Annotated in this window: 21 protein-coding genes; 6 read left to right on the forward strand and 15 right to left on the reverse strand. The window is 73.6% G+C overall.

The annotated features are described in order from the left end of the window. Nucleotides 1–249: 249 nt before the first annotated feature. A complete protein-coding gene (locus CXR04_RS12195) occupies nt 250–1,029 on the reverse strand; it encodes an isoprenyl transferase (RefSeq protein WP_101421874.1) in 780 nt (259 codons plus the stop codon). A 117-nt stretch (nt 1,030–1,146) separates the two neighbouring features. Between CXR04_RS12195 and mgrA the strand changes: the two genes are divergently transcribed. Continuing rightward, entirely contained in the window at nt 1,147–2,184 is a 1,038-nt protein-coding gene (mgrA, locus tag CXR04_RS12200; protein WP_324841589.1) for an L-glyceraldehyde 3-phosphate reductase, read from the forward strand. 282 nt (nt 2,185–2,466) lie between these two features. Here mgrA and CXR04_RS12205 read toward each other — a convergent pair whose 3' ends face one another. Further along, nucleotides 2,467–3,195: a prepilin peptidase gene (locus CXR04_RS12205; protein WP_101421877.1), complete on the reverse strand. Its 729-nt coding sequence runs from the start codon at nt 3,193–3,195 to the stop codon at nt 2,467–2,469. A gap of 181 nt (nt 3,196–3,376) precedes the next feature. Between CXR04_RS12205 and CXR04_RS12210 the strand changes: the two genes are divergently transcribed. The 4 genes from CXR04_RS12210 (at nt 3,377) to CXR04_RS12225 (ending at nt 5,773) form a co-directional block, all read left to right on the forward strand. After that, nucleotides 3,377–3,748: a DUF192 domain-containing protein gene (locus tag CXR04_RS12210; RefSeq protein WP_101421879.1), complete on the forward strand. Its 372-nt coding sequence runs from the start codon at nt 3,377–3,379 to the stop codon at nt 3,746–3,748. A gap of 112 nt (nt 3,749–3,860) precedes the next feature. Beyond that, a complete protein-coding gene (locus CXR04_RS12215) occupies nt 3,861–4,799 on the forward strand; it encodes a hypothetical protein (protein ID WP_101421881.1) in 939 nt (312 codons plus the stop codon). 173 nt (nt 4,800–4,972) lie between these two features. Further along, nucleotides 4,973–5,287 (forward strand): hypothetical protein, encoded by a 315-nt coding sequence (locus CXR04_RS12220; protein WP_234380194.1) that lies wholly within the window; start codon nt 4,973–4,975, stop codon nt 5,285–5,287. Nucleotides 5,288–5,554: 267 nt separating this feature from the next. Next, nucleotides 5,555–5,773 carry a DUF397 domain-containing protein gene (locus CXR04_RS12225; RefSeq protein WP_026276051.1) on the forward strand — a complete coding sequence of 73 codons (219 nt, stop codon included), beginning with the start codon at nt 5,555–5,557 and terminating at the stop codon, nt 5,771–5,773. A gap of 7 nt (nt 5,774–5,780) precedes the next feature. Here the strand turns inward: CXR04_RS12225 and CXR04_RS12230 are convergent, their stop codons facing one another. The 5 genes from CXR04_RS12230 to CXR04_RS12250 all read right to left on the reverse strand — a co-directional run bounded on the left by CXR04_RS12230 (nt 5,781) and on the right by CXR04_RS12250 (nt 8,405). After that, nucleotides 5,781–6,236 carry a hypothetical protein gene (locus tag CXR04_RS12230; RefSeq protein WP_101421882.1) on the reverse strand — a complete coding sequence of 152 codons (456 nt, stop codon included), beginning with the start codon at nt 6,234–6,236 and terminating at the stop codon, nt 5,781–5,783. A gap of 69 nt (nt 6,237–6,305) precedes the next feature. Continuing rightward, nucleotides 6,306–6,932: an OmpA family protein gene (locus tag CXR04_RS12235; protein ID WP_101426325.1), complete on the reverse strand. Its 627-nt coding sequence runs from the start codon at nt 6,930–6,932 to the stop codon at nt 6,306–6,308. 13 nt (nt 6,933–6,945) lie between these two features. Then, nucleotides 6,946–7,542: a hypothetical protein gene (locus CXR04_RS12240; protein ID WP_101421884.1), complete on the reverse strand. Its 597-nt coding sequence runs from the start codon at nt 7,540–7,542 to the stop codon at nt 6,946–6,948. 18 nt (nt 7,543–7,560) lie between these two features. Next, nucleotides 7,561–8,202, reverse strand: coding sequence for a pilus assembly protein TadG-related protein (locus CXR04_RS12245; RefSeq protein WP_101426326.1), 642 nt, complete (start codon nt 8,200–8,202; stop codon nt 7,561–7,563). Next, nucleotides 8,199–8,405 (reverse strand): hypothetical protein, encoded by a 207-nt coding sequence (locus CXR04_RS12250; protein WP_101426327.1) that lies wholly within the window; start codon nt 8,403–8,405, stop codon nt 8,199–8,201. The genes CXR04_RS12245 and CXR04_RS12250 overlap by 4 nt, the downstream gene beginning before the upstream one ends. 287 nt (nt 8,406–8,692) lie before the next feature. Between CXR04_RS12250 and CXR04_RS12255 the strand changes: the two genes are divergently transcribed. After that, complete coding sequence (locus CXR04_RS12255) at nt 8,693–9,565, forward strand: LLM class flavin-dependent oxidoreductase (protein ID WP_101421886.1); 873 nt, start codon at nt 8,693–8,695, stop codon at nt 9,563–9,565. Nucleotides 9,566–9,589: 24 nt separating this feature from the next. Here CXR04_RS12255 and CXR04_RS12260 read toward each other — a convergent pair whose 3' ends face one another. The 8 genes from CXR04_RS12260 to CXR04_RS12290 form a co-directional block, all read right to left on the reverse strand. Further along, nucleotides 9,590–10,489 (reverse strand): DUF5936 domain-containing protein, encoded by a 900-nt coding sequence (locus tag CXR04_RS12260; protein WP_101421887.1) that lies wholly within the window; start codon nt 10,487–10,489, stop codon nt 9,590–9,592. 15 nt (nt 10,490–10,504) lie between these two features. After that, nucleotides 10,505–11,440 (reverse strand): type II secretion system F family protein, encoded by a 936-nt coding sequence (locus CXR04_RS12265; protein ID WP_101421889.1) that lies wholly within the window; start codon nt 11,438–11,440, stop codon nt 10,505–10,507. Continuing rightward, nucleotides 11,440–12,774, reverse strand: a complete 1,335-nt coding sequence (locus tag CXR04_RS12270) for a CpaF family protein (protein WP_101421891.1) — start codon at nt 12,772–12,774, stop codon at nt 11,440–11,442. Before CXR04_RS12270 ends, CXR04_RS12265 begins: the two co-directional genes overlap by 1 nt. A 2-nt stretch (nt 12,775–12,776) precedes the next feature. After that, on the reverse strand, nt 12,777–13,106 hold the full coding sequence (locus CXR04_RS12275; RefSeq protein WP_047020329.1) for a TadE/TadG family type IV pilus assembly protein: 330 nt from the start codon (nt 13,104–13,106) through the stop codon (nt 12,777–12,779). 358 nt (nt 13,107–13,464) lie between these two features. Beyond that, nucleotides 13,465–13,767: a pilus assembly protein gene (locus tag CXR04_RS35790; protein WP_234380195.1), complete on the reverse strand. Its 303-nt coding sequence runs from the start codon at nt 13,765–13,767 to the stop codon at nt 13,465–13,467. Continuing rightward, complete coding sequence (locus CXR04_RS12280; protein WP_234380196.1) at nt 13,755–15,212, reverse strand: AAA family ATPase; 1,458 nt, start codon at nt 15,210–15,212, stop codon at nt 13,755–13,757. Before CXR04_RS12280 ends, CXR04_RS35790 begins: the two co-directional genes overlap by 13 nt. A gap of 108 nt (nt 15,213–15,320) precedes the next feature. Continuing rightward, the gene (gene cpaB / locus CXR04_RS12285; RefSeq protein WP_101421893.1) at nt 15,321–16,034 is read right to left on the reverse strand and encodes a Flp pilus assembly protein CpaB; all 714 of its coding nucleotides are present in this window, start codon (nt 16,032–16,034) and stop codon (nt 15,321–15,323) included. 10 nt (nt 16,035–16,044) lie between these two features. Further along, a complete protein-coding gene (locus CXR04_RS12290; RefSeq protein ID WP_101421895.1) occupies nt 16,045–17,040 on the reverse strand; it encodes a hypothetical protein in 996 nt (331 codons plus the stop codon). Between the last annotated feature and the right edge of the window lie 272 nt (nt 17,041–17,312).

The following is a 17,312-nucleotide window of genomic DNA, read 5'->3' on the forward strand; positions in this document are numbered from 1 at the left end:
CGTCCGGACCCGTGCGGCCACGCGGGCGCGCAGGACCGGGCCCCGGCCCTCCGCTCCGTCCGTACGTGCGATGGTGCGCTGCGCACGGACCTCGTGATGCGGCACGTGGTGCAAAGGGCCCTCCCGGGCGGGCGGTGCGGTGGACCGCCTGCTAGCACGGATATTCCCTCGCGAGCCCCGGGGCATGCAATGCCTGTGGCCGAGGGGCCGTAACGGTGGATACGTGCTAAAGCGTGCGCCGCGGGGGTTTCAGCCGCCGAAGCGGCGGTGGCGGGCCGCGTAGTCGCGCAGGGCGCGGAGGAAATCGACGCGGCGGAACGCGGGCCAGAAGACCTCGCAGAAGTAGTACTCGGAGTGCGCCGACTGCCACAGCATGAACCCGGACAGCCGTTGTTCGCCGCTGGTGCGGATCACCAGGTCGGGGTCGGGCTGGCCGCGGGTGTAGAGGTGCTGCGCGATGTGCTCCACCTCGACGGTCTCGGCCACGTCGGCGAGCGACCTGCCCTGGTCGGCGGCGTCGCCGAGCATCGAGCGGACGGCGTCGGCGATCTCCTGGCGGCCGCCGTAGGCGACGGCGACGTTGACCAGGACGGCGCCGCTGCCGGGCCCGGTGACCACGTCGTGGGTGGCCTCCTCCGCCTCCTTGAGGATCCGCTGGGTCCGCATGGGCAGCAGGTCGAGGTTGCCGACGTGGTGCACCTGCGCGCCGCCGCGCCCCGCGACGCCGGAGACGGCCTCCTCGATGATGGCGAGCAGCGGGTTCAGCTCCGGCTCCGGCCGGTCCAGGTTGTCGGTGGACAGCAGCCAGAGCGTGAGCACCTCGACGTCGGTCTCGCGGCACCAGCGGATCAGCTCGTGGATCTTCTCGGCGCCGGCCTGGTGGCCCTGCGCGGTGGTGCCGCCCGCGGCGCGGGCCCAGCGACGGTTGCCGTCCAGGATGACGCCGATGTGCTTGGGCACACGGGCCGGGTCGAGACGGCGCTCCAGCCGCTTCTCGTAAACGCGATACACGATGCCGCGCCAGGTCATCCGGCGTTCAGCCCTTCCGTCGTACGTTCGGAACACCCCCCGGAAGGCGCCACAGTACTTCCCGTTGTGCCACAGTCCTGTCACAGGGGCGCACCGGGTTCGTGATAGGCAGGTTTTGTGAACAGTCTTTTGCCTTACCTGCCAGCAGACACCCGCTACGACGCGATGACCTACCGCCGGACGGGTCGCAGCGGCCTGAAGCTCCCGGAGATCTCCCTCGGTCTCTGGCACAACTTCGGCGACGACCGCTCCCTGGAGTCGCAGCGCGCCATCCTGCGGCGCGCGTTCGACCTCGGGGTGACCCACTTCGACCTGGCGAACAACTACGGCCCGCCGCCCGGCTCCGCGGAGGAGAACTTCGGCCGGATATTCGCCGCCGACTTCCGCCCGTACCGCGACGAACTGGTGCTGTCGACCAAGGCGGGCTACCTGATGCAGCCCGGTCCCTACGGCGAGTGGGGCTCGCGCAAGTACCTGCTGTCGTCGCTGGACGCGTCCCTCGGCCGCATGGGCGTGGACTACGTCGACATCTTCTACTCGCACCGCTACGACCCGGACACCCCGCTGGAGGAGACGATGGGCGCGCTGGCGTCCGCCGTGCAGCAGGGCAAGGCGCTGTACGCCGGCGTCTCCTCGTACACCGCGGAGCAGACGCGCGAAGCCGCCCGGCTGCTGCGGGAGATGGGCGTACGGCCGCTGATCCACCAGCCCTCTTACTCGATGATCAACCGCTGGACCGAGGAGGACGAACTCCTCGACACCCTGGAGGCGGAGGGCATGGGCTGTATCTCCTTCGCGCCGCTGGCGCAGGGGATGCTGACCGACAAGTACCTGGAAGGCATCCCGGCGGGTTCGCGGGCCGCGCAGAACAAGTCGCTGGATCCCGAGCTGCTGACCGACGAGGTGGTGCGGCGGCTGCGCGGGCTGAACGGGATCGCCCGCGGCCGCGGGCAGTCGCTGGCGCAGCTCGCGCTCGGCTGGGTGCTGCGGGACCCGCGGATGACGTCGGCGCTCATCGGCGCGTCGAGCGTGGCGCAGTTGGAGGCGAACGTCGCGGCGCTGGGCGCGGCGGAGCTGACGGCGGCGGAGCTGGCGGAGATCGACGGGTTCGCGAAGACGACGAGCGGCGTCAACATCTGGGCCGGACGGGGCTGAGAGCCGGTATCGGAGGGCTTCGGGAGGGGCCGTCCATGGACAAGGGAACGGGCCGGTCCGTGGGGGGGATACGGACCGGCCCGAGGGGGGGAGTTCCACCATAACCCAGGGTGAGGGGTGCTCAGTACCGGAACGGACGGGTCACCTCGAAAAGTACTCGTGCGGTGACGGTCCGTATACGAACTCCGCTGCGATCAGGTCACCCGCACGGGGCGGTCCGCGGCGCACGGGAGGGGTTCCGGGGGCGTGCGGGGCGTACGGGCGGACCCGTCCCCGCGCCGCTCAGCCGGCCGCCAGTCCGCCGACGACGAGCCCCGCGAAGGCCCCGACGATCATGAAGGGGCCGAACGCGATGCCCGTCTTCCGGCCGACCCGGCGGGCCGCCAGCATGGTGATCGCATACCCCGCGCCCAGCAGCAGACCGGCGAACGAGCCGGTGAACAGCACGTCCCAGCCGTACCAGCCGAGCGCGACGCCCAGCACGAGCGCCAGCTTCACGTCCCCGAAGCCCATGCCGGCGGGGTTGAGGAAGAAGAGCAGGAAGTAGATCGCCCCCAGCGCGAGGCCGCCCAGCAGGGCGCGCGTCCACGATCCCGCGCCTCCTACGAGCGCCGCACCCCCCAGCAGTGCCACGGCCGCCCCCGCGAGCGGCAGCGTCAGGACGTCCGGGAGGCGCCGCACCGCCCGGTCGACGGCGAAGAGCAGCACCCCGAAGGGCGCCAGCAGCAGCCAGACCGCCAGCTCCGGCTCGGGTCCCGTGGCGGCGGCGAGCGCGGCGCAGGCGGCGGCGGTCGCGGTGGCGGGGAGCCGGACGCGCAGCCCGTACGGGCTCCCCCCGCACTCCTTGCACGTCGCCGGGCCGGCCCAGCCCGGCAGGGGGTGGTCCTGCGGGCAGCGGTCGCGCCACGGCTCGTCGGCGGCCACGGAGAGCCGGTAGGCCCCCCGGGGCAGCAGGGCCCCGGCGGCGGCGCCGTAGCCGGCGGCGAGGACGACGAGGAGGACGGCGAGCACGGGGTGAGCCTAACGGCGCTCCCGCGGGTGGGGCAGGGGCGGGTCGGCGGCGGGACGGCGGCGGGTTCACGGCGGTACAGCGGCGGGCCCGCGGCGGTACGGTGGCGGCTCGGGAGCCGGGGGCGAGGGGACCGTACCGGTGCCTCCCGGCCCGTAGCGACACCTCCGGGGGAGGCCCGCCATGCCCACCTGGCCCGACGGACCGGCCGCGCTCACCGTCGGCACCGGCACGGACCCGCTGCCGCTGGAGGTGGCGTCCTCCTTCGCCCGCCGCAGCCGCGGCCTGCTGGGCCGCGACGGCCTGGCCGGCGCCCTCCTCCTCACCCCCGCCCAGGGCGTGCACACCCTCGGCATGCGCTTCGCCATCGACGTCGCGTACCTCGACCGCCGGCTGACGGTCCTGGCCGTACGCACCATGCCCCCGGGACGCCTCGGCCGCCCCCGGCTGCGGGCCCGGCACGTGCTGGAGGCGGAGGCGGGCGCGTTCGCCGGCTGGGGCATCCGCCCGGGGGTGCGCCTGGGCGTCGGCCCCGCCCCGCCGGGGGCGGACTGACCGGGCGGCGGGAGCGTCAGTGGCGCTCGCTACGATCGAAAACGACCGTGATCGCGGCCCGCACGCCCGGGCTGCGGGGCGGACGACGTACGGACGTACAGGGGGCACCACCGTGGGGATATTCGGTCGCAAGCCACGCCGCGACGGGCGGGACACCACGCGCGACGCCTCGTTCGAGTTCTTCTCCGAGGGCGAGGGCGCCCGCTTCCGCGCCGGGGTCCACGCGGCCTTCGCCGAGCAGGGCCTGGAGGTGACGGTCGGCGCGGACGCGGTGACCGACAGCTCGGGCCGGCAGTTCGGCCTGGGCAACCTGGCGGCGGTCTGCCACAACGACACCCGCGGGCCGCGGGTCTGGCCCGAGCTGACCCGCCGCCACATCGGCATCATGCTGCGGGCCATGGACGGCCCCTCGGTGCTGGAGACCATGCCGGCGGAGAAGTTCCGCTCCCAGCTCTACCCGCGGCTGCTCGCCGACGAGATGACAGGACCGGACGGCTTCGACTACGCGCGCCCGCTCGCCGAGGGGCTGCGCGAGGTGCTGGCGCTCGACCTCCCGGAGAGCGTCATGGTCCTCCCCCGCTCCTCGCTGGAGCCCTTCGGCGACGTCGCCGTGCTGCGGGCGCGGGCGCTGGACAACCTGCGCAGGCTGCGCGTCGAGGCGCACGAGACGATCGAGCAGGAGGAGGGCGCCCGCGTCGACGTGGTGATGGGCGAGTCGATGTTCACGGCGAGCCTGGTGCTGACGCTGGACGAGCTGGTGCCCCGGATCACCGGCCGCGGCCTGAGCACCGACGGGGCGCTGGTGGCGGTGCCGTTCCGGCACCAGCTCGCGTTCCACGCGATCCGCGACCGGCACGTGATAGCCGGCCTCAACACCCTGGCGCAGTTCGCCGCGGCGGGCTTCGAGGAGGGCGTCGGGCGGATCACGCCGGACGTCTACTGGTGGCGGGCCGGTGCGCTGACCCGGCTCAGCGCGATGGACGAGGACGGCATCAAGATCATGGTGGACGAGGAGTTCCAGGCGGTGCTGGAGCGGCTCATCGAGGGCTGAGCCCGACACCCGGGGAGCGCACGGGAGTTACCCGGTCGTGGACCGCCGGCGGCCCGCGGGACAACGCCCCTCGACGCACCCCGAGCGCCCCTGGTACGCGCACAGGCACCCGGCCTACGGTGGTGGGCCGAAGAACCGGCGAAGACCGCGGCGGGAAGCCGAAGGAAGCAGCCATGGGCGACTGGTGGTCCATCGAGGTGTTCGACGCGCACTCCTCCGCACTGCGGTGGAAGGACGCGTACGAGTACGCGCTCGTCGAGTCGGCGATCAGCAACAAGGCATCGACCTGGGAGTGGCACGTCCACTCCGACGGGATCGTCTTCGAGATCGCGTTCCGCGAGGAGAGCGACGGGGAGGCGTGGCGCCGGCTGCCGGGCGTACGGGCGGCGCTGGACGCCGTACCCGACCCGGCGGCGGGACTCCTCGTCCGCCGCGGCCCGGACGGCACGGCCTGCTGCCGCGGGCCGCGGGGGCGGCAGGGTGTGTGAGGCGGAGGAGCCGGCGGCCTGCGGAGGGACGGGAACGGGCGGTCGGCCCGCCGGGAACGCGCGGGGAGCGACGGGGAACGCGCGGCCGGCCGACGCCGAACGCGCCGCCGGCTGACCGGAACGCGCGGAAGAAGCGGTAACAACGGGCCCTACGGGAACTAAGTGCCGTGCCGTGTCGTCATTCGTTTCGAGGTTTGTGCCCGCATTGGGCCGCCTTGGGCGCGTCGTGGTCCGGCGCGCGGTACGTGACATACGGCGGGGAGACCGATGAGCACCGAGCACGGCCCTGATGGCCTGGAATGGCGGAGGAGCAGCTACAGCCGCGGGGCCGGGGCCAAGTGCGTGGAGGTCGCCGCCGGGGCCGGGGTGGTGCACGTGCGGGACTCCAAGACGCCGGACGGGCCGGTGCTCACGTTCACGCCGGAGGCGTGGGCGGCGTTCACGGTGTACGCGACGCGCACGCCGGGGACGGTGCGCAGGTTCTGAGCGGGGCTCAGGAGGTCAGGGCCGCCCGTCCCGGGCAGTCGTCGCCCCGCTGCCGGGAGAAGCTGAGGAGGTCCCCGTGGCGGATCTCGTCGCCTTCGCGGTCGTTGACGACGACGACGGGGAGCTTCTCGACGCAGTCGGCGAGGAGTTGCTGCATGTGCGCCACCTTGATGCCGACGGCGATACGGCGGCCGGCGGCGTCGTCGGCGAGGTCGGTGGAGATGACCGTACGCACCGCGGTGTCGCCCTCCCACTCGGTCTCGACTCCGGTGACGTGCTCGGCGAAATCGGCGGCGGCGTAGGTCGACGTGCCGGCCGACCGCCCGGCGGCGGGGCGCAGTTGGGCGGAGTCGGCGGGCAGCCCCCGTAACACGTCGTCGGCGAGCCACAGCACGCCGCCCAGCACCACCGCGGCACCGGCCACGGCACCGGCAACCCGCAGCACCCGCCCCACGAAGGTCACGCGGTCCTCGCCCCCTCCCGGCACGCAGGCGCGCCGAGGCGAGCATACCGGGCACGACGGACATCCGGGTCACTGCCCCCGGGGGAAACTCACCTCGACCCGCCGGTTCTGCTTCCGGCCTTCCTCGGTGGCGTTGTCGGCGATGGGGTAGTCCTCGCTGTAGCCGCGGACGACGTAGGTGACGTCGGCGGCCTGGAGGGTGTTGGTCAGCTCCTGGTGCACGGCGTTGGCGCGGTTCTTGGAGAGCGTGACGCCGTGTTCGTACGACCCGAGGTCGTCGGTGAAGCCGAAGACGCGGACGGTGTCCGGGCTGTTCTGCTCGATCTCGTCGGCGATGGCGGCGATCCGGGACTGCGCCTGGCCGGTGAGCTTGGCGCTGTCCTTGGGGAAGAGGACTTCGGCCTGCAGCGCGATGGTGATGGTCGAGTTGGAGTCGGACCGCCGCTCCTCGCCGCCCTGGGTCTCGACGACGGAGACGATGTCCAGCACCTTGGGCTCGTCGAGGGTGGCGCCGTCCTCCAGTTGGAGATCGGGGTCGTTGGCGTCGGTCTCGACGGGCGGCGGCGCGGAGGTGCTGGTCCCGGGCGGAGAGGAGGGGACGGGGACGTCGTCCTGCGCGGGGAGCGCGTGCGCGACACCGGGGGTGGCGGCGAGAAAGGAGGCGAGCGCGAGCGCTACTGCTGTGCGGGAGGGCATCGCGGTGCTCACCTCAGTCCGTGATCTCGACTGTGACGGGCGGGAACGTGGGGAGCTGGAACTCGACCTCGGTGGTGTCGTCGGGCGGGGCGGGGAACTGTATGAAGACGGGAACGGTCTTGCCGGCTTCGAGGATGCTCAGCCCGGAGGTGCACAGGCAACGCTTGTCGGTGTCGCGCAGGGCGTAGTAACGCTTCTTCCCGTCCCCGTCCACCAGCGTGGCCCCCATGAGCGAGGTCTTGTCGACCCCTTGCTCACTGCCGGCCCACAGGTGCGTGTCCAGGTAGGACTCCTCGCCGGTGTTCTCCAGCTCTCCGTTCAGCGTGACGAAGCCGCCGGAGTCCCGCCGGATCTCCATGACGCCGAGCACGACGCCGGCCTGGTTCTTCACCTCGACGATCGGCTCCTCCGGGACCTCCTCCTCGCCCTGGTCCTGGCTTCCGCCTGCCTGGCCGTTCTTGTCCTGCGTCTGGGAGGACTCGGACGACTTTCCGTCGTCGCCACCGTCCCCGTCGCCGCTGCCGCAGCCGGCGGCGGAGAGGGCCAGGCCGGCAGCCAGCGCCGCGGCGGCGATCCCCTGGGCGGCTCTGCTCGTGCGCCACATGCTCATGTGCCGGGTTCCTTCGCTTCATTCGACGAGACGTACGGAGAAGAGGTCCTCCGGGTCGGGCAGGAGGTCGATGTCTTCGGGGTCGATGGACCAGTCGCCGCCGTCGCAGTCGAGCTCCAGCGGCGGCGGCTCGTCCCGGTCTTCGTCCCGGTCCTCGTCACGGTCCTCGTCTCCGCCACCGCCTTCGTCGCCGCCCTCGGGCTCCTTCAGATCACACCGGGATTCGAGCACCGCCGTCGCCGTGGCCTCGGAGCGCTTGCTTTCCGTTCCCGGGACGAGCGTGTCCCCCACGGCCTCACGATTCCGCACGGTCACCGTGAAGCCGTCGTCCGGGTCGTAAACACGGTCGCACGCGGTCGTGTCCGCGTCGTTCTTGGCGGCGAAGTCCTGCGCCGCGGCGCAGGCGGACCCGTACTCGAAGCCCTCGCCCCCGAGGATGTCGTCCCACGAGTCCGGGTCGAGGAGCGTGTCCAGCAACCCCTCCGACAACTGCTCGCGCGCGTCGTGGGCGGCGGCCAGCGCGGCGGCGTCGGCCGCCCCCTGGGCATAGTTGCGGTGCGCCACGGCCTGGCCGACGGCGAAGTACGCGACGGCCAGAAAAAGCAGTCCGCCGATGGCCGCGATATAGAGGGGAAATGCCTGCCCGGCATCGGACCTCAGGGCAGCTTGTCGATCTGCGCCTTGATCTTGCTGAGGATCGTGTCCCCCAGCCCCGACTGGATGAGCACCAGCACGATCACCACGGAAACCGCGATGATCCCCAGGTACTCCACCGCTGTCTGCCCCCGATCGCGCTTGCGGCCGCGGTGCAGCCGCTGGGTGGCGGCCAGGGACCTCAGCAGCACGTCGTTGGGTTTCCACATGCGGTCTACCTCCGGAGTCGGACAACGCGGCCGTTGCCGTCGGTCCGTCAAGCCAATTGTGGTCTGTAACAGCGGACTTGGCGTCAGGAACGGCCATTTTCCGTCCTCCCCCTCGCCGCCCGCCTTACACCTGCGGCAGCCCGCGCCGCGGCGCGTTCACCTGCGCAGCGTAACCGGCCGCTTGCCGACTGTCCCACACCCCCCTCGCGCACGCGAGAGGTCGGCGGGGAATACCCCGGGATGTCCGCCTCCCGGGTGGTGTCGGTCGTCCCGGGTACCGTCGCCGCATGACGAGACTTGCCACCGTGTTCATCCCCCAGTTCCCTCCCGAGCAGCTTCGCGCCGTCGCTCGCGCCGCCGACGAGGCCGGGATCGACGAGTTGTGGGTGTGGGAGGACTGCTTCTACGAGAGCGGGGTCGCCACCGCCGCCGCCGTACTCGCCTGGACCGAGCGGGTGCACGTCGCCATCGGGATCCTGCCCGTGCCGCTTCGGAACGTCGCGCTGGTCGCCATGGAGACCGCCACCCTGCACCGGCTGTTCCCCGGGCGCGTGACGCTCGGGGTGGGGCACGGGGTGCAGTCGTGGATGGGGCAGGTGGGGGCGCGGGCCGCGTCGCCGCTGACGTTGCTGCGGGAGCATCTGACCGCGCTGCGCGCGCTGCTCGCCGGGGAGAAGGTCACCGTCGACGGGCGGTACGTCACCCTCGACGGCGTCGAGCTGGCCTGGCCGCCGGCCGCGGCGCCGCCGGTGTTCTCCGGGGGTACGGGGCCCAAGACGCTGCGGCTCACCGCGGAGTCGGCCGACGGGACGATCCTCGCCGGGGGTGCCTCCCCCGAGGTGGTGCAGGAGGCCGCCGAGGCGGTACGGGCCGGGCGGGACGCCGCCGGGCGGGGCGGGGAGCATCCGCTCGTCGCCTCGATCCTCGTCGCCACCGGCCCCGGCGCCGAGCGCCGGCTCGCCGGGGACGCCCGCCGGATGGGCTGGGATCCGGCCGCGGAGGCCCATGTCGCCGGGGACGCCGCGGCGGTCGCGGCCGCCGTGGACCGCTGGGCGGCGGCCGGGGCGACGACGGTGGTGCTCCAGCCGACCGCCGACGAGCCGGATCCGGTGGCGTTCGTCCGGTGGGTGGCGGAGGAGGTGCGTCCGCTGGTGTCGTAGCGCCTTCACGGCGAGCCCCGTCCGCTACTCCGTCAGCACGCCGAACTCCGAGCCGGAGCCCAGATACACCGCCGTCACCAGCAGGATGATCGTCGCCGGCACCATCAGGCTGGTGATCAGCAGCGTCGCCTTCGGGATCGCCCGGGACGCGCGCCGGCGCGCGTTCTGGGCGTCCGTGCGCCGCTGGTCCGTGGCGATCTGTATCAGCGTCTCGACGATCGGCGCGCCCAGGTCCTCGCCCTGCTGGAGCGCGGTGACGAACTGGGCGACCTGCTCGGAGTCGTTGCGGCGGCGCAGCTCCTCGAACGCCTGCCGGCGGGAGACGCCCATGTCCATCTGGCGCAGGGTGATGCGCAGTTCGTCCGCCCAGGGGCCCGAGTAGCGCTCGCTGACGCGGTCCAGCGCCTGCCGGAAGCCGAGCCCCGCGCTGACCACCACGGCCAGGACGTCGAGGAAGTCGGGCAGCGTGCGTTCGATGACGTCGCGCCGCTTGCGTACGGCCGCCCAGATGCCGACCTCCGCCCAGCCGTAGCCGAAGGCCGCCAGCACCAGCGCGCCGACCCACTGGCCGGAGGAGAGCAGGGTGAGCGCGCCGCCGTAGCCGATGGCGGCGTAGACGGCGCGGCGGGCGGCGTAGCGGTCGATCGTCAGGCCGCCGGGGTTGCCCGCGCGGTCTATCTTGCGGCGCTTGTTCTCCACCGCCCGCCGGCCCATCAGCTTCAGCACCAGCGGCGCGAACCGCATCCCGAGCCGGTCGATGAGGGAGCCGACGACGGTGGTGCGGGTGGCGCCGACCTCCAGGGCCACCTGGAGGTCGCTGGGGAGCTTGACCTCGGCGCGGTAGACGCGGATGCCGCTGAGGACGCCGAAGGCGGCGAGGCCGAAGGCGGCGGCGAGGAGCAGGCCGAGGGTTCCGTATGCCATGTGAGTCCCGGCCCCTCAGACGTCGATCTTCGCGAGCCGGCGGATGAGCAGGATGGCCAGCGCGTACAGCCCGACCGCCGTCAGGACCGCGCCCTGGCCGAGCGGCGAGGAGCCCATGCGCTCGATGGATCCTGGCATCACCTGGTCGGTCAGCAGCAGGGTGCCTATGCCCATGACGGGCACGGTGTACGCGGTGAGGGTGACCTGCGAGAGCTGGGTGCGCACCTCGCGGCGGGTCTCCTTGCGGTCGTTGAGGGTGCCGGTGAGGTTCCGCAGCGAGCCGACGACCTGGCCGCCGGCCTTGTTGGAGAGCACCAGCGTGGAGACGAGCACGGACAGCTCGCGCGACGGCAGCCGCTCGGCGAGGTCGCCGAGGGCGTCGTCGAGCGGTACGCCCACGGCGAGCTGGTCGGTGACCTTGGTCAGCTCCTCGCCGGCCGGCGCCTCCAGCTCCTCGGCGGCGAGGCCGAGCGCGGTGCGCAGGGCGAGGCCGGCCTGGGTGGCGTTGGCGAGGATGCGGGAGAGGTCGGGGAGCTGGTTGATGAACGCCTCGATGCGCTTCTGCCGCTGCCAGTTGAGGTAGGCGTGCGCGCACCACACCCCGATGAGCCCGGCGATCGGGCCGAAGAACGCGGCGAACAGCGCGTCGGCGAGCAGCCACAGCACGGCGACGCCGGCCAGCACGTACACCGTGAACTCGCCCGGGGTGACGTCCAGCCCGGTCGTCGCGATGCGCCGCTCCAGATAACGGCCGACGCGCGTCGGCCGCACCCGCCGGTCGACCTCCGCGAAGCGGCGCCCGGGCCGCCGGTCGCCGGCGTCGGCGAGCCGGTCGAGCAGCTCGGCGCGGCGGGCGCGGCCCGCGGCGTAGACGGCGACGCCGCCCACGGCGAGCGCGCCGGCGAGCAGCGACAGGCCGACGACGAGCGCGAACAGTTGCTGGCGGTCCATCACCTCGCCTCCCGCGTCTGCAGGTGCCGCTCCGAGGGCGCGACCCCGAACGCCGGCGGTACGGGCTCGCCCGCGTAGAACAGGCGGTCGCCGGTGCGCCGCGGCAGCGGCGAGAACTCGAACTGGCCCCGGACGATCCGGTCCGAGCTGATCGGCAGGGCGCGGAAACGGCAGACGGACACCAGTTGGTAGACCTCCCGGCCGCGGGACGACAGCATCACGATCTCGTCGATCTTGCGGGTGCCGTCGGTGTGCCGCGCGAGCTGCACGATCACGTCGACGGCCGAGTTGATCTGGTCGCGCAGCGCCTCGAAGGGCACCTCGACGTCGGACATCGACGCCAGGGTCTGCAGCCGCATCAGCGCGTCCTCGGCGGAGTTGGCGTGCACGGTGGCCAGCGAGCCGTCGTGTCCTGTGGACATGGCCTGCAGCATGTCCAGCGTCTCGCCGCCGCGCACCTCGCCGACGATGATGCGGTCGGGGCGCATGCGCAGCGAGTTGCGTACGAGGTCGCGAATGGTGATCCGGCCCTTGCCCTCGACGTTCGGCGGGCGCGACTCCAGACGGATGACGTGGGACTGCTGCAACTGCAGTTCGGCGGCGTCCTCGACGGTGATGATCCGCTCGTGCTCGGGGATGAGCCCGGAGAGCGAGTTCAGCAGGGTGGTCTTCCCGGCGCCGGTGGCGCCGGAGACGATGACGTTGAACTTCGCCCGGACCAGGCCGGAGAGCAGCAGCAGCATGTGCTCATCGAGGGTGCCGAGGCCGATGAGTTCGGCGAGGGTGTACGAGCGCGGGAAGCGGCGGATCGTCAGTGTCGGCCCGGTCAGCGACAGCGGCGGGATGATGACGTTGACGCGCTCGCCGGTGGGCAGCCGGGCGTCGACCATGGGGGTCGACTCGTCCACGCGGCGGTTGACGGTGGAGACGATGCGTTCGATGGTCTGCATCAGTTGGTCGTCGGAGGCGAACCGCAGCGGCAGTTGCTCGACCCGGCCGGCCCGCTCGACGTAGATCCGGTCGGGGCCGTTGACCATGATCTCGGTGACGCTCGGGTCCTCCAGCAGCGGCTCCAGGATGCCGAGCCCCAGCGCCTCGTCCACGACGCGGCGGATGAGCTGCGAGCGCTCGGCGGTGGAGAGCACCGGGCCCTCGCGGCTGAGGATGTGGCCGAGCACCCGCTCCAGCCGGGCGCGCCGCTCGGCGGGCGACAGCGCCGACATCTCGGCGAGGTCGATCTCCTCCAGCAGCTTGGCGCGGTAGGTGGGGACGAGGGTCTCGCCGTGGCCTTCCGTGGTGTGGTCGGGGGTGGTGATACGGGCCCGCAGGCTCATCGTCAGTCCTTCCCCCGCGGCATGGTGGAGCTGCGCTCCACCGAGCCGAAGTTGTCGACGCCGGGGATGAGGGACGGGATCTCGACGCTGGCGGTGACGGTGACCTCGCCGTCGCCGGAGGAGACCGAGAAGCCGGCGTCCAGCCAGTCGCTGATCGCCGCGGCGCCGGCGGCCGCGGCGGAGGACGGCGGGTCGTCCAGGGACTCCATCCGGGCCGCGGCGCGGGCGGCGGTGCCGGCCTGGGAGGCGGTGTAGGCGGCGATGCCCAACTGCACGGCGGCGAGCGCGATGAAGATGAGCACGGGCAGGAAGCCGATGTACTCGATCGCCACGGACCCCCGGTCCCGGCGCGGGGCCGGCGGGCCCGGGGAGGCGGCCGGCGCGGGGTGCCCGGCTCCGCCGACGTCCGGGTCCCGCGGTCCGCGGTTCCCTCGCCGCGGCGGCGGGTCCGGCGGGCCGTCAGCCGCCGATGCGCGGCGTGCGGACTCGGCGCAGGGGCGGGCAGGCGTGCCGCCGCCCGCGCGCGCGGCCGGCACGGGCGGCGGGCCTTCGGCGGCCGGCGCGCGGCGCCCGGCGCGGGCGCCGGCGCGCGGGCACGGTCCGCGGTCACGCCGTCGTCGCCGCGCGGGCAGCTCTCGGCTCTCGGTCCTCTCCGCGCGGAGCGTCTCCGTACGCGATCCACTCCCCACCTCAGCCTCCCTCGTCCGTCGCGCCCGCGGTGCCGCTGACCGTGAACGGGAAGTCCAGCCCGCCCGGGAAGAGGACCGGCACCTTCAGGTCGACCTGGGCGGTGGTGACGCCGTTCGACGAGCCGACCGACACCGAGGCGTCCCAGGCGTCCGGCAGGTCCTCCGCCGCCGCGGCGGCCGGGTCGTCGCCGACGGCGGCGGCGCGGGCGGCCATGTCGGCGGCGTTGCCGGCGAGCGAGTAGGTGTAGCCGACGAGGACGAACTGCCAGACGACGACGAGGACCAGCGCGATCAGCGGCAGCATGCCGGCGAACTCCACCGACACCTGCCCGCGGTCCCCCAGCGGCGCCCCCCGCGCCCTGCCGCGGGACCCGGCGCGGCGGCAGGCCCCGGCGCCCCCGGGGCGCCGGGCGGCAGCGCCGGCTTCGCGCCGGTCTGCGCGACCTGGGGCGCGGGGCCCGTGCCGCGGCCGCCGGCGGCGACGGCGCCCGCGCCCAGCGCCCGCGGCCCGCCGCCTCCGTGCGCCCCCGGACCGCCGGGACCACCGGCCGCACCCGGGCCCGCCTGGTCCGGCACCACCGTCAGCCCCAGCTCCCCCGCCACCGCCCACAGCGCCTGCCGCACCGTCGACTTCTGCTCCAGGTCCTGCAGCCGCCCGGCGTCCACCAGCGGCTGCAACTCCTTGAACGCCGCGGGCACCGCCGTGCGCGCCACCGTCGTCCCGGTGGCCCGCGCGATGATCGACGGCTGGATCTCGGTGTTCCGGGTGAGCCGGTTGACCAGCACGACGGTGTCCTCCGCCTTGCGGATCTGCAGCCGGTCCCACAGCCGCAGCATGCGCTTCGCGCCGCGCACGGAGATCACGTCGGGCGTCGTCACGAGCACGGCGACGTCGGCGAGTTCGACAGCCGCGGCGTTCGGCGTCGTCACCTGGCTGCCGCAGTCGAGCACCACCACCTCGTACCGCGACCGCAGCGCGCTCAGCGTCTGCCGCGCCGCCCGGTCGTCGACGTCCTCGCCGCGCTCGCCCTCGGAGGGGGCGAGCAGCAGGCCGAGGCCGGTGTGGTGGGTGAAGACGGCGTCCTGCAGCACGCGCGGCGAGATGTCCTTGATGCCCGCCAGGTCCGCGACCGAGCGGCGGAACTGCACGTCGAGGTACGAGGCGATGTCGCCGGACTGCAGGTCCAGGTCGGCCAGCGCCACCTGCCGCCCGGCGGCCCGCGCGGCGAGCGCGAGCTGCACCGCCGCGACGGTGGTGCCGACGCCGCCCTTCGCACCGCTGACGGTGACGAGCGTGCCGCCGGGGCCGCCGAACGCCTCAGGACCCGTCGCGGCGCCGAGGTGCCGCCGGACGCCGCCGCTCCACTGCGCGGCGGCCTGCACCCGGGCGGCCAGTTCCTCGTACGCCAGCGGCAGCCCGACGACGCCGCGGGCGCCGGCGTCCATGGCGGCGGAATAACCGGCGGGCGAGGTGTCGGCGGTGACGAGGACGGTGCCGACGGCGGGGAAGCGCAGCGCGACGTCGCGGATCAGCTCCAGCGCGGGCACCGGCCCGATCCGCTCGTGCACGAGGACGACCTCGGGGAGTTCTGCCACGCCGGTGCCGGCGAGCGTCGCGAGGTGGTCGAGGAGCGCGACGGAGTCGCCGATCGGTGCGGCGGCCTCGGCGTCGGGCAGTTGGTGGAGCAGCGAGACGGTGGCGCGCGCCGCGTCGGGGTCGGCGATGACGGGCTGGATGCGTACGGTCATGGCCGCCGGCCCCCTTCCGCCGGGTACGCGCACGGGGGCGCGCCCCGCGTCCCGTACGCCCGCGGGGAGACGGCCCTGCGCCGGATGCGGATGGTCATGTGCGGCCCCTCACCGGTCCTCGTCGAGGGTGTACGTGCGGTCCTCGGGGGCGATGTCGGTGTCCTCCTCGCCGGGGGCGACCAGCGCGAGGCGCACGTGGGTGGCGAAGGACTCCGCGTACGCCACGCGCTGCGCGTCGGAGGTGCCGAGGGCGAAGGTGATCGGCACGGCCTCGCCCTCGTCGGCCCGCGGGTCGTCGTCGCCGGTGCGCTCGATCGGCGTCAGCTCGCCGACGTCGATGACCCGGGCGCCCGCGACGATCACCTGGGAGACGGGCTTGTCGCCGTCGCCCTGGGCGTCGAAGGTGGCGAAGATGTTGACCCGCGCGCCCGGCGTGATCTTCCCGGCGACGCCGGTGGAGGCGTCGATCATGATGGCGATCTCCTGCTGTCCGGGCTCCAGGTCGGGGCGCCCGCTGACCATGTCGCTCTGCAGCAGCGAGCCCTGCTTCAGCGGCGTGAGCGCGACCTTCCCGGCCAGGTCGCCCGGGTCGGTGACCGCGGTGTCGGGCAGCCAGCGCTTCGGCATGGTCGTCTTCTCGTACTGGTCGGGCTCCAGCGGCTCGTACGCCTCGACGTCGGTGGTGAGCCGGTACGCGGTGGCCTCGTCGCCGACCTTGGACTCCACGTCGCTGACGAACGCCAGCACACCGGCGAAGGCGCCGAGTGCGACGAGGACCGACAGCAGGACGAGGATGATGCCGCGACGCTGGCGTGAGTTCATCGACGGGACCTCAACGGTTGATCTCGGGGGGTGACGGTGGCGCCGCGCCGACGGCGGGCTGGTGGTGCGGCTGCGGTACGGACCGCGGCGGCGGCTGCGCGAGGGGCGGGGGCGCGCCCTGGTGCGGTACGGGCTGCGGCATGGACTGCGGAACCGCCTGCGGCAGCGGGGGCGAGGGGGCGGCGGGACCCGGCGGCACCGGGGTGGCGCACAGCAGGCACCGGTCGCCGATGATCTCCAGCCCGCACCACGAGCAGCGGGCCCGCTGCACCGAGGCGACCAGCCGGCTCAGCACCAGCGGATCGGTGATCCCGGCGGCGAACTCGCACACCTTGTCCGTCGCCCACCAGGGCGCGGAGGCTGCGGGCAGCGGCGCCATCTCCATCGCCTGCACCCGCCATCCGGCGGCGAGTTCGCCCGTGACCCAGGCCGCGTCGGCGCGCCCGGAGGCGTGCACGAGCCCGGTGGCGAAGTCGGGTCCCGGCGGCACGGGGTCGCGGCCGATCCGTACCAACTGGGGGCGGGGCGCGGCGAGGACGGCGAACTGCGCGCCCGGCACCCAGGAGCGGGCGTGCGCGCCGAGGGTCACCGGCACCCGGTCGAGCTTGGCGACGCTGCCGAGCACGGCGCCCGCGTGGATGTAGTGCGTGAGCAGCCGGGCGGCGGTGGCGAGCACGCCGGCGCCGAGGTCGGCGGTGGACAACTGGAGCAACTGGCGGGCGATGACGGCGACGGCCAGCGGCGGTAACGGCAGCGCGATCAGCGCCATCCGGTCGCTCTCCAGCACGGACCGCACGGTGTGCAGCCGGCGGACCACCTCGGCCGGGCCGGCGGCGGGGTGGAGCACGACGAGGAAGCCGTGCTGCTCCAGCACGGCGGACACCTCCGCCAGCGCCTCCTCCAGGGGTTGCTCCCGCGGGTGGCGCAGCGCCATCACCGTGGGTCCTGGAAGGCCGGGCGGGCCCTGCCGGCCGAGCGGCCCGTGCCGACCGGGGGCGGGGAGCACGAGGTCGGGGCCGGTGACTGCGATGGCTGTTGGCACGTCGGGCGTCCCCCCACCGGTCTCAGACACGCTCTGAGCACCATAACCGGGACGTGGGCTGCGGAAACACCTTTTGTGCAAAGAGGGTTGGGGTGCGCGGCGGCCGGGCGGGGGCGGGCCGGACGGCGCCGTTCGCGGTGCGGCTCCCGTACGGGAAGACTTGACACCCGCATTGGTCTGGACCAAGTTGTGCGGCGCACCCTGCACCGACCCGCAACCGTCCCTGACCCGTACGT

The organism is Streptomyces sp. CMB-StM0423, from assembly GCF_002847285.1.
Classification (GTDB): Bacteria; Actinomycetota; Actinomycetes; order Streptomycetales; family Streptomycetaceae; genus Streptomyces.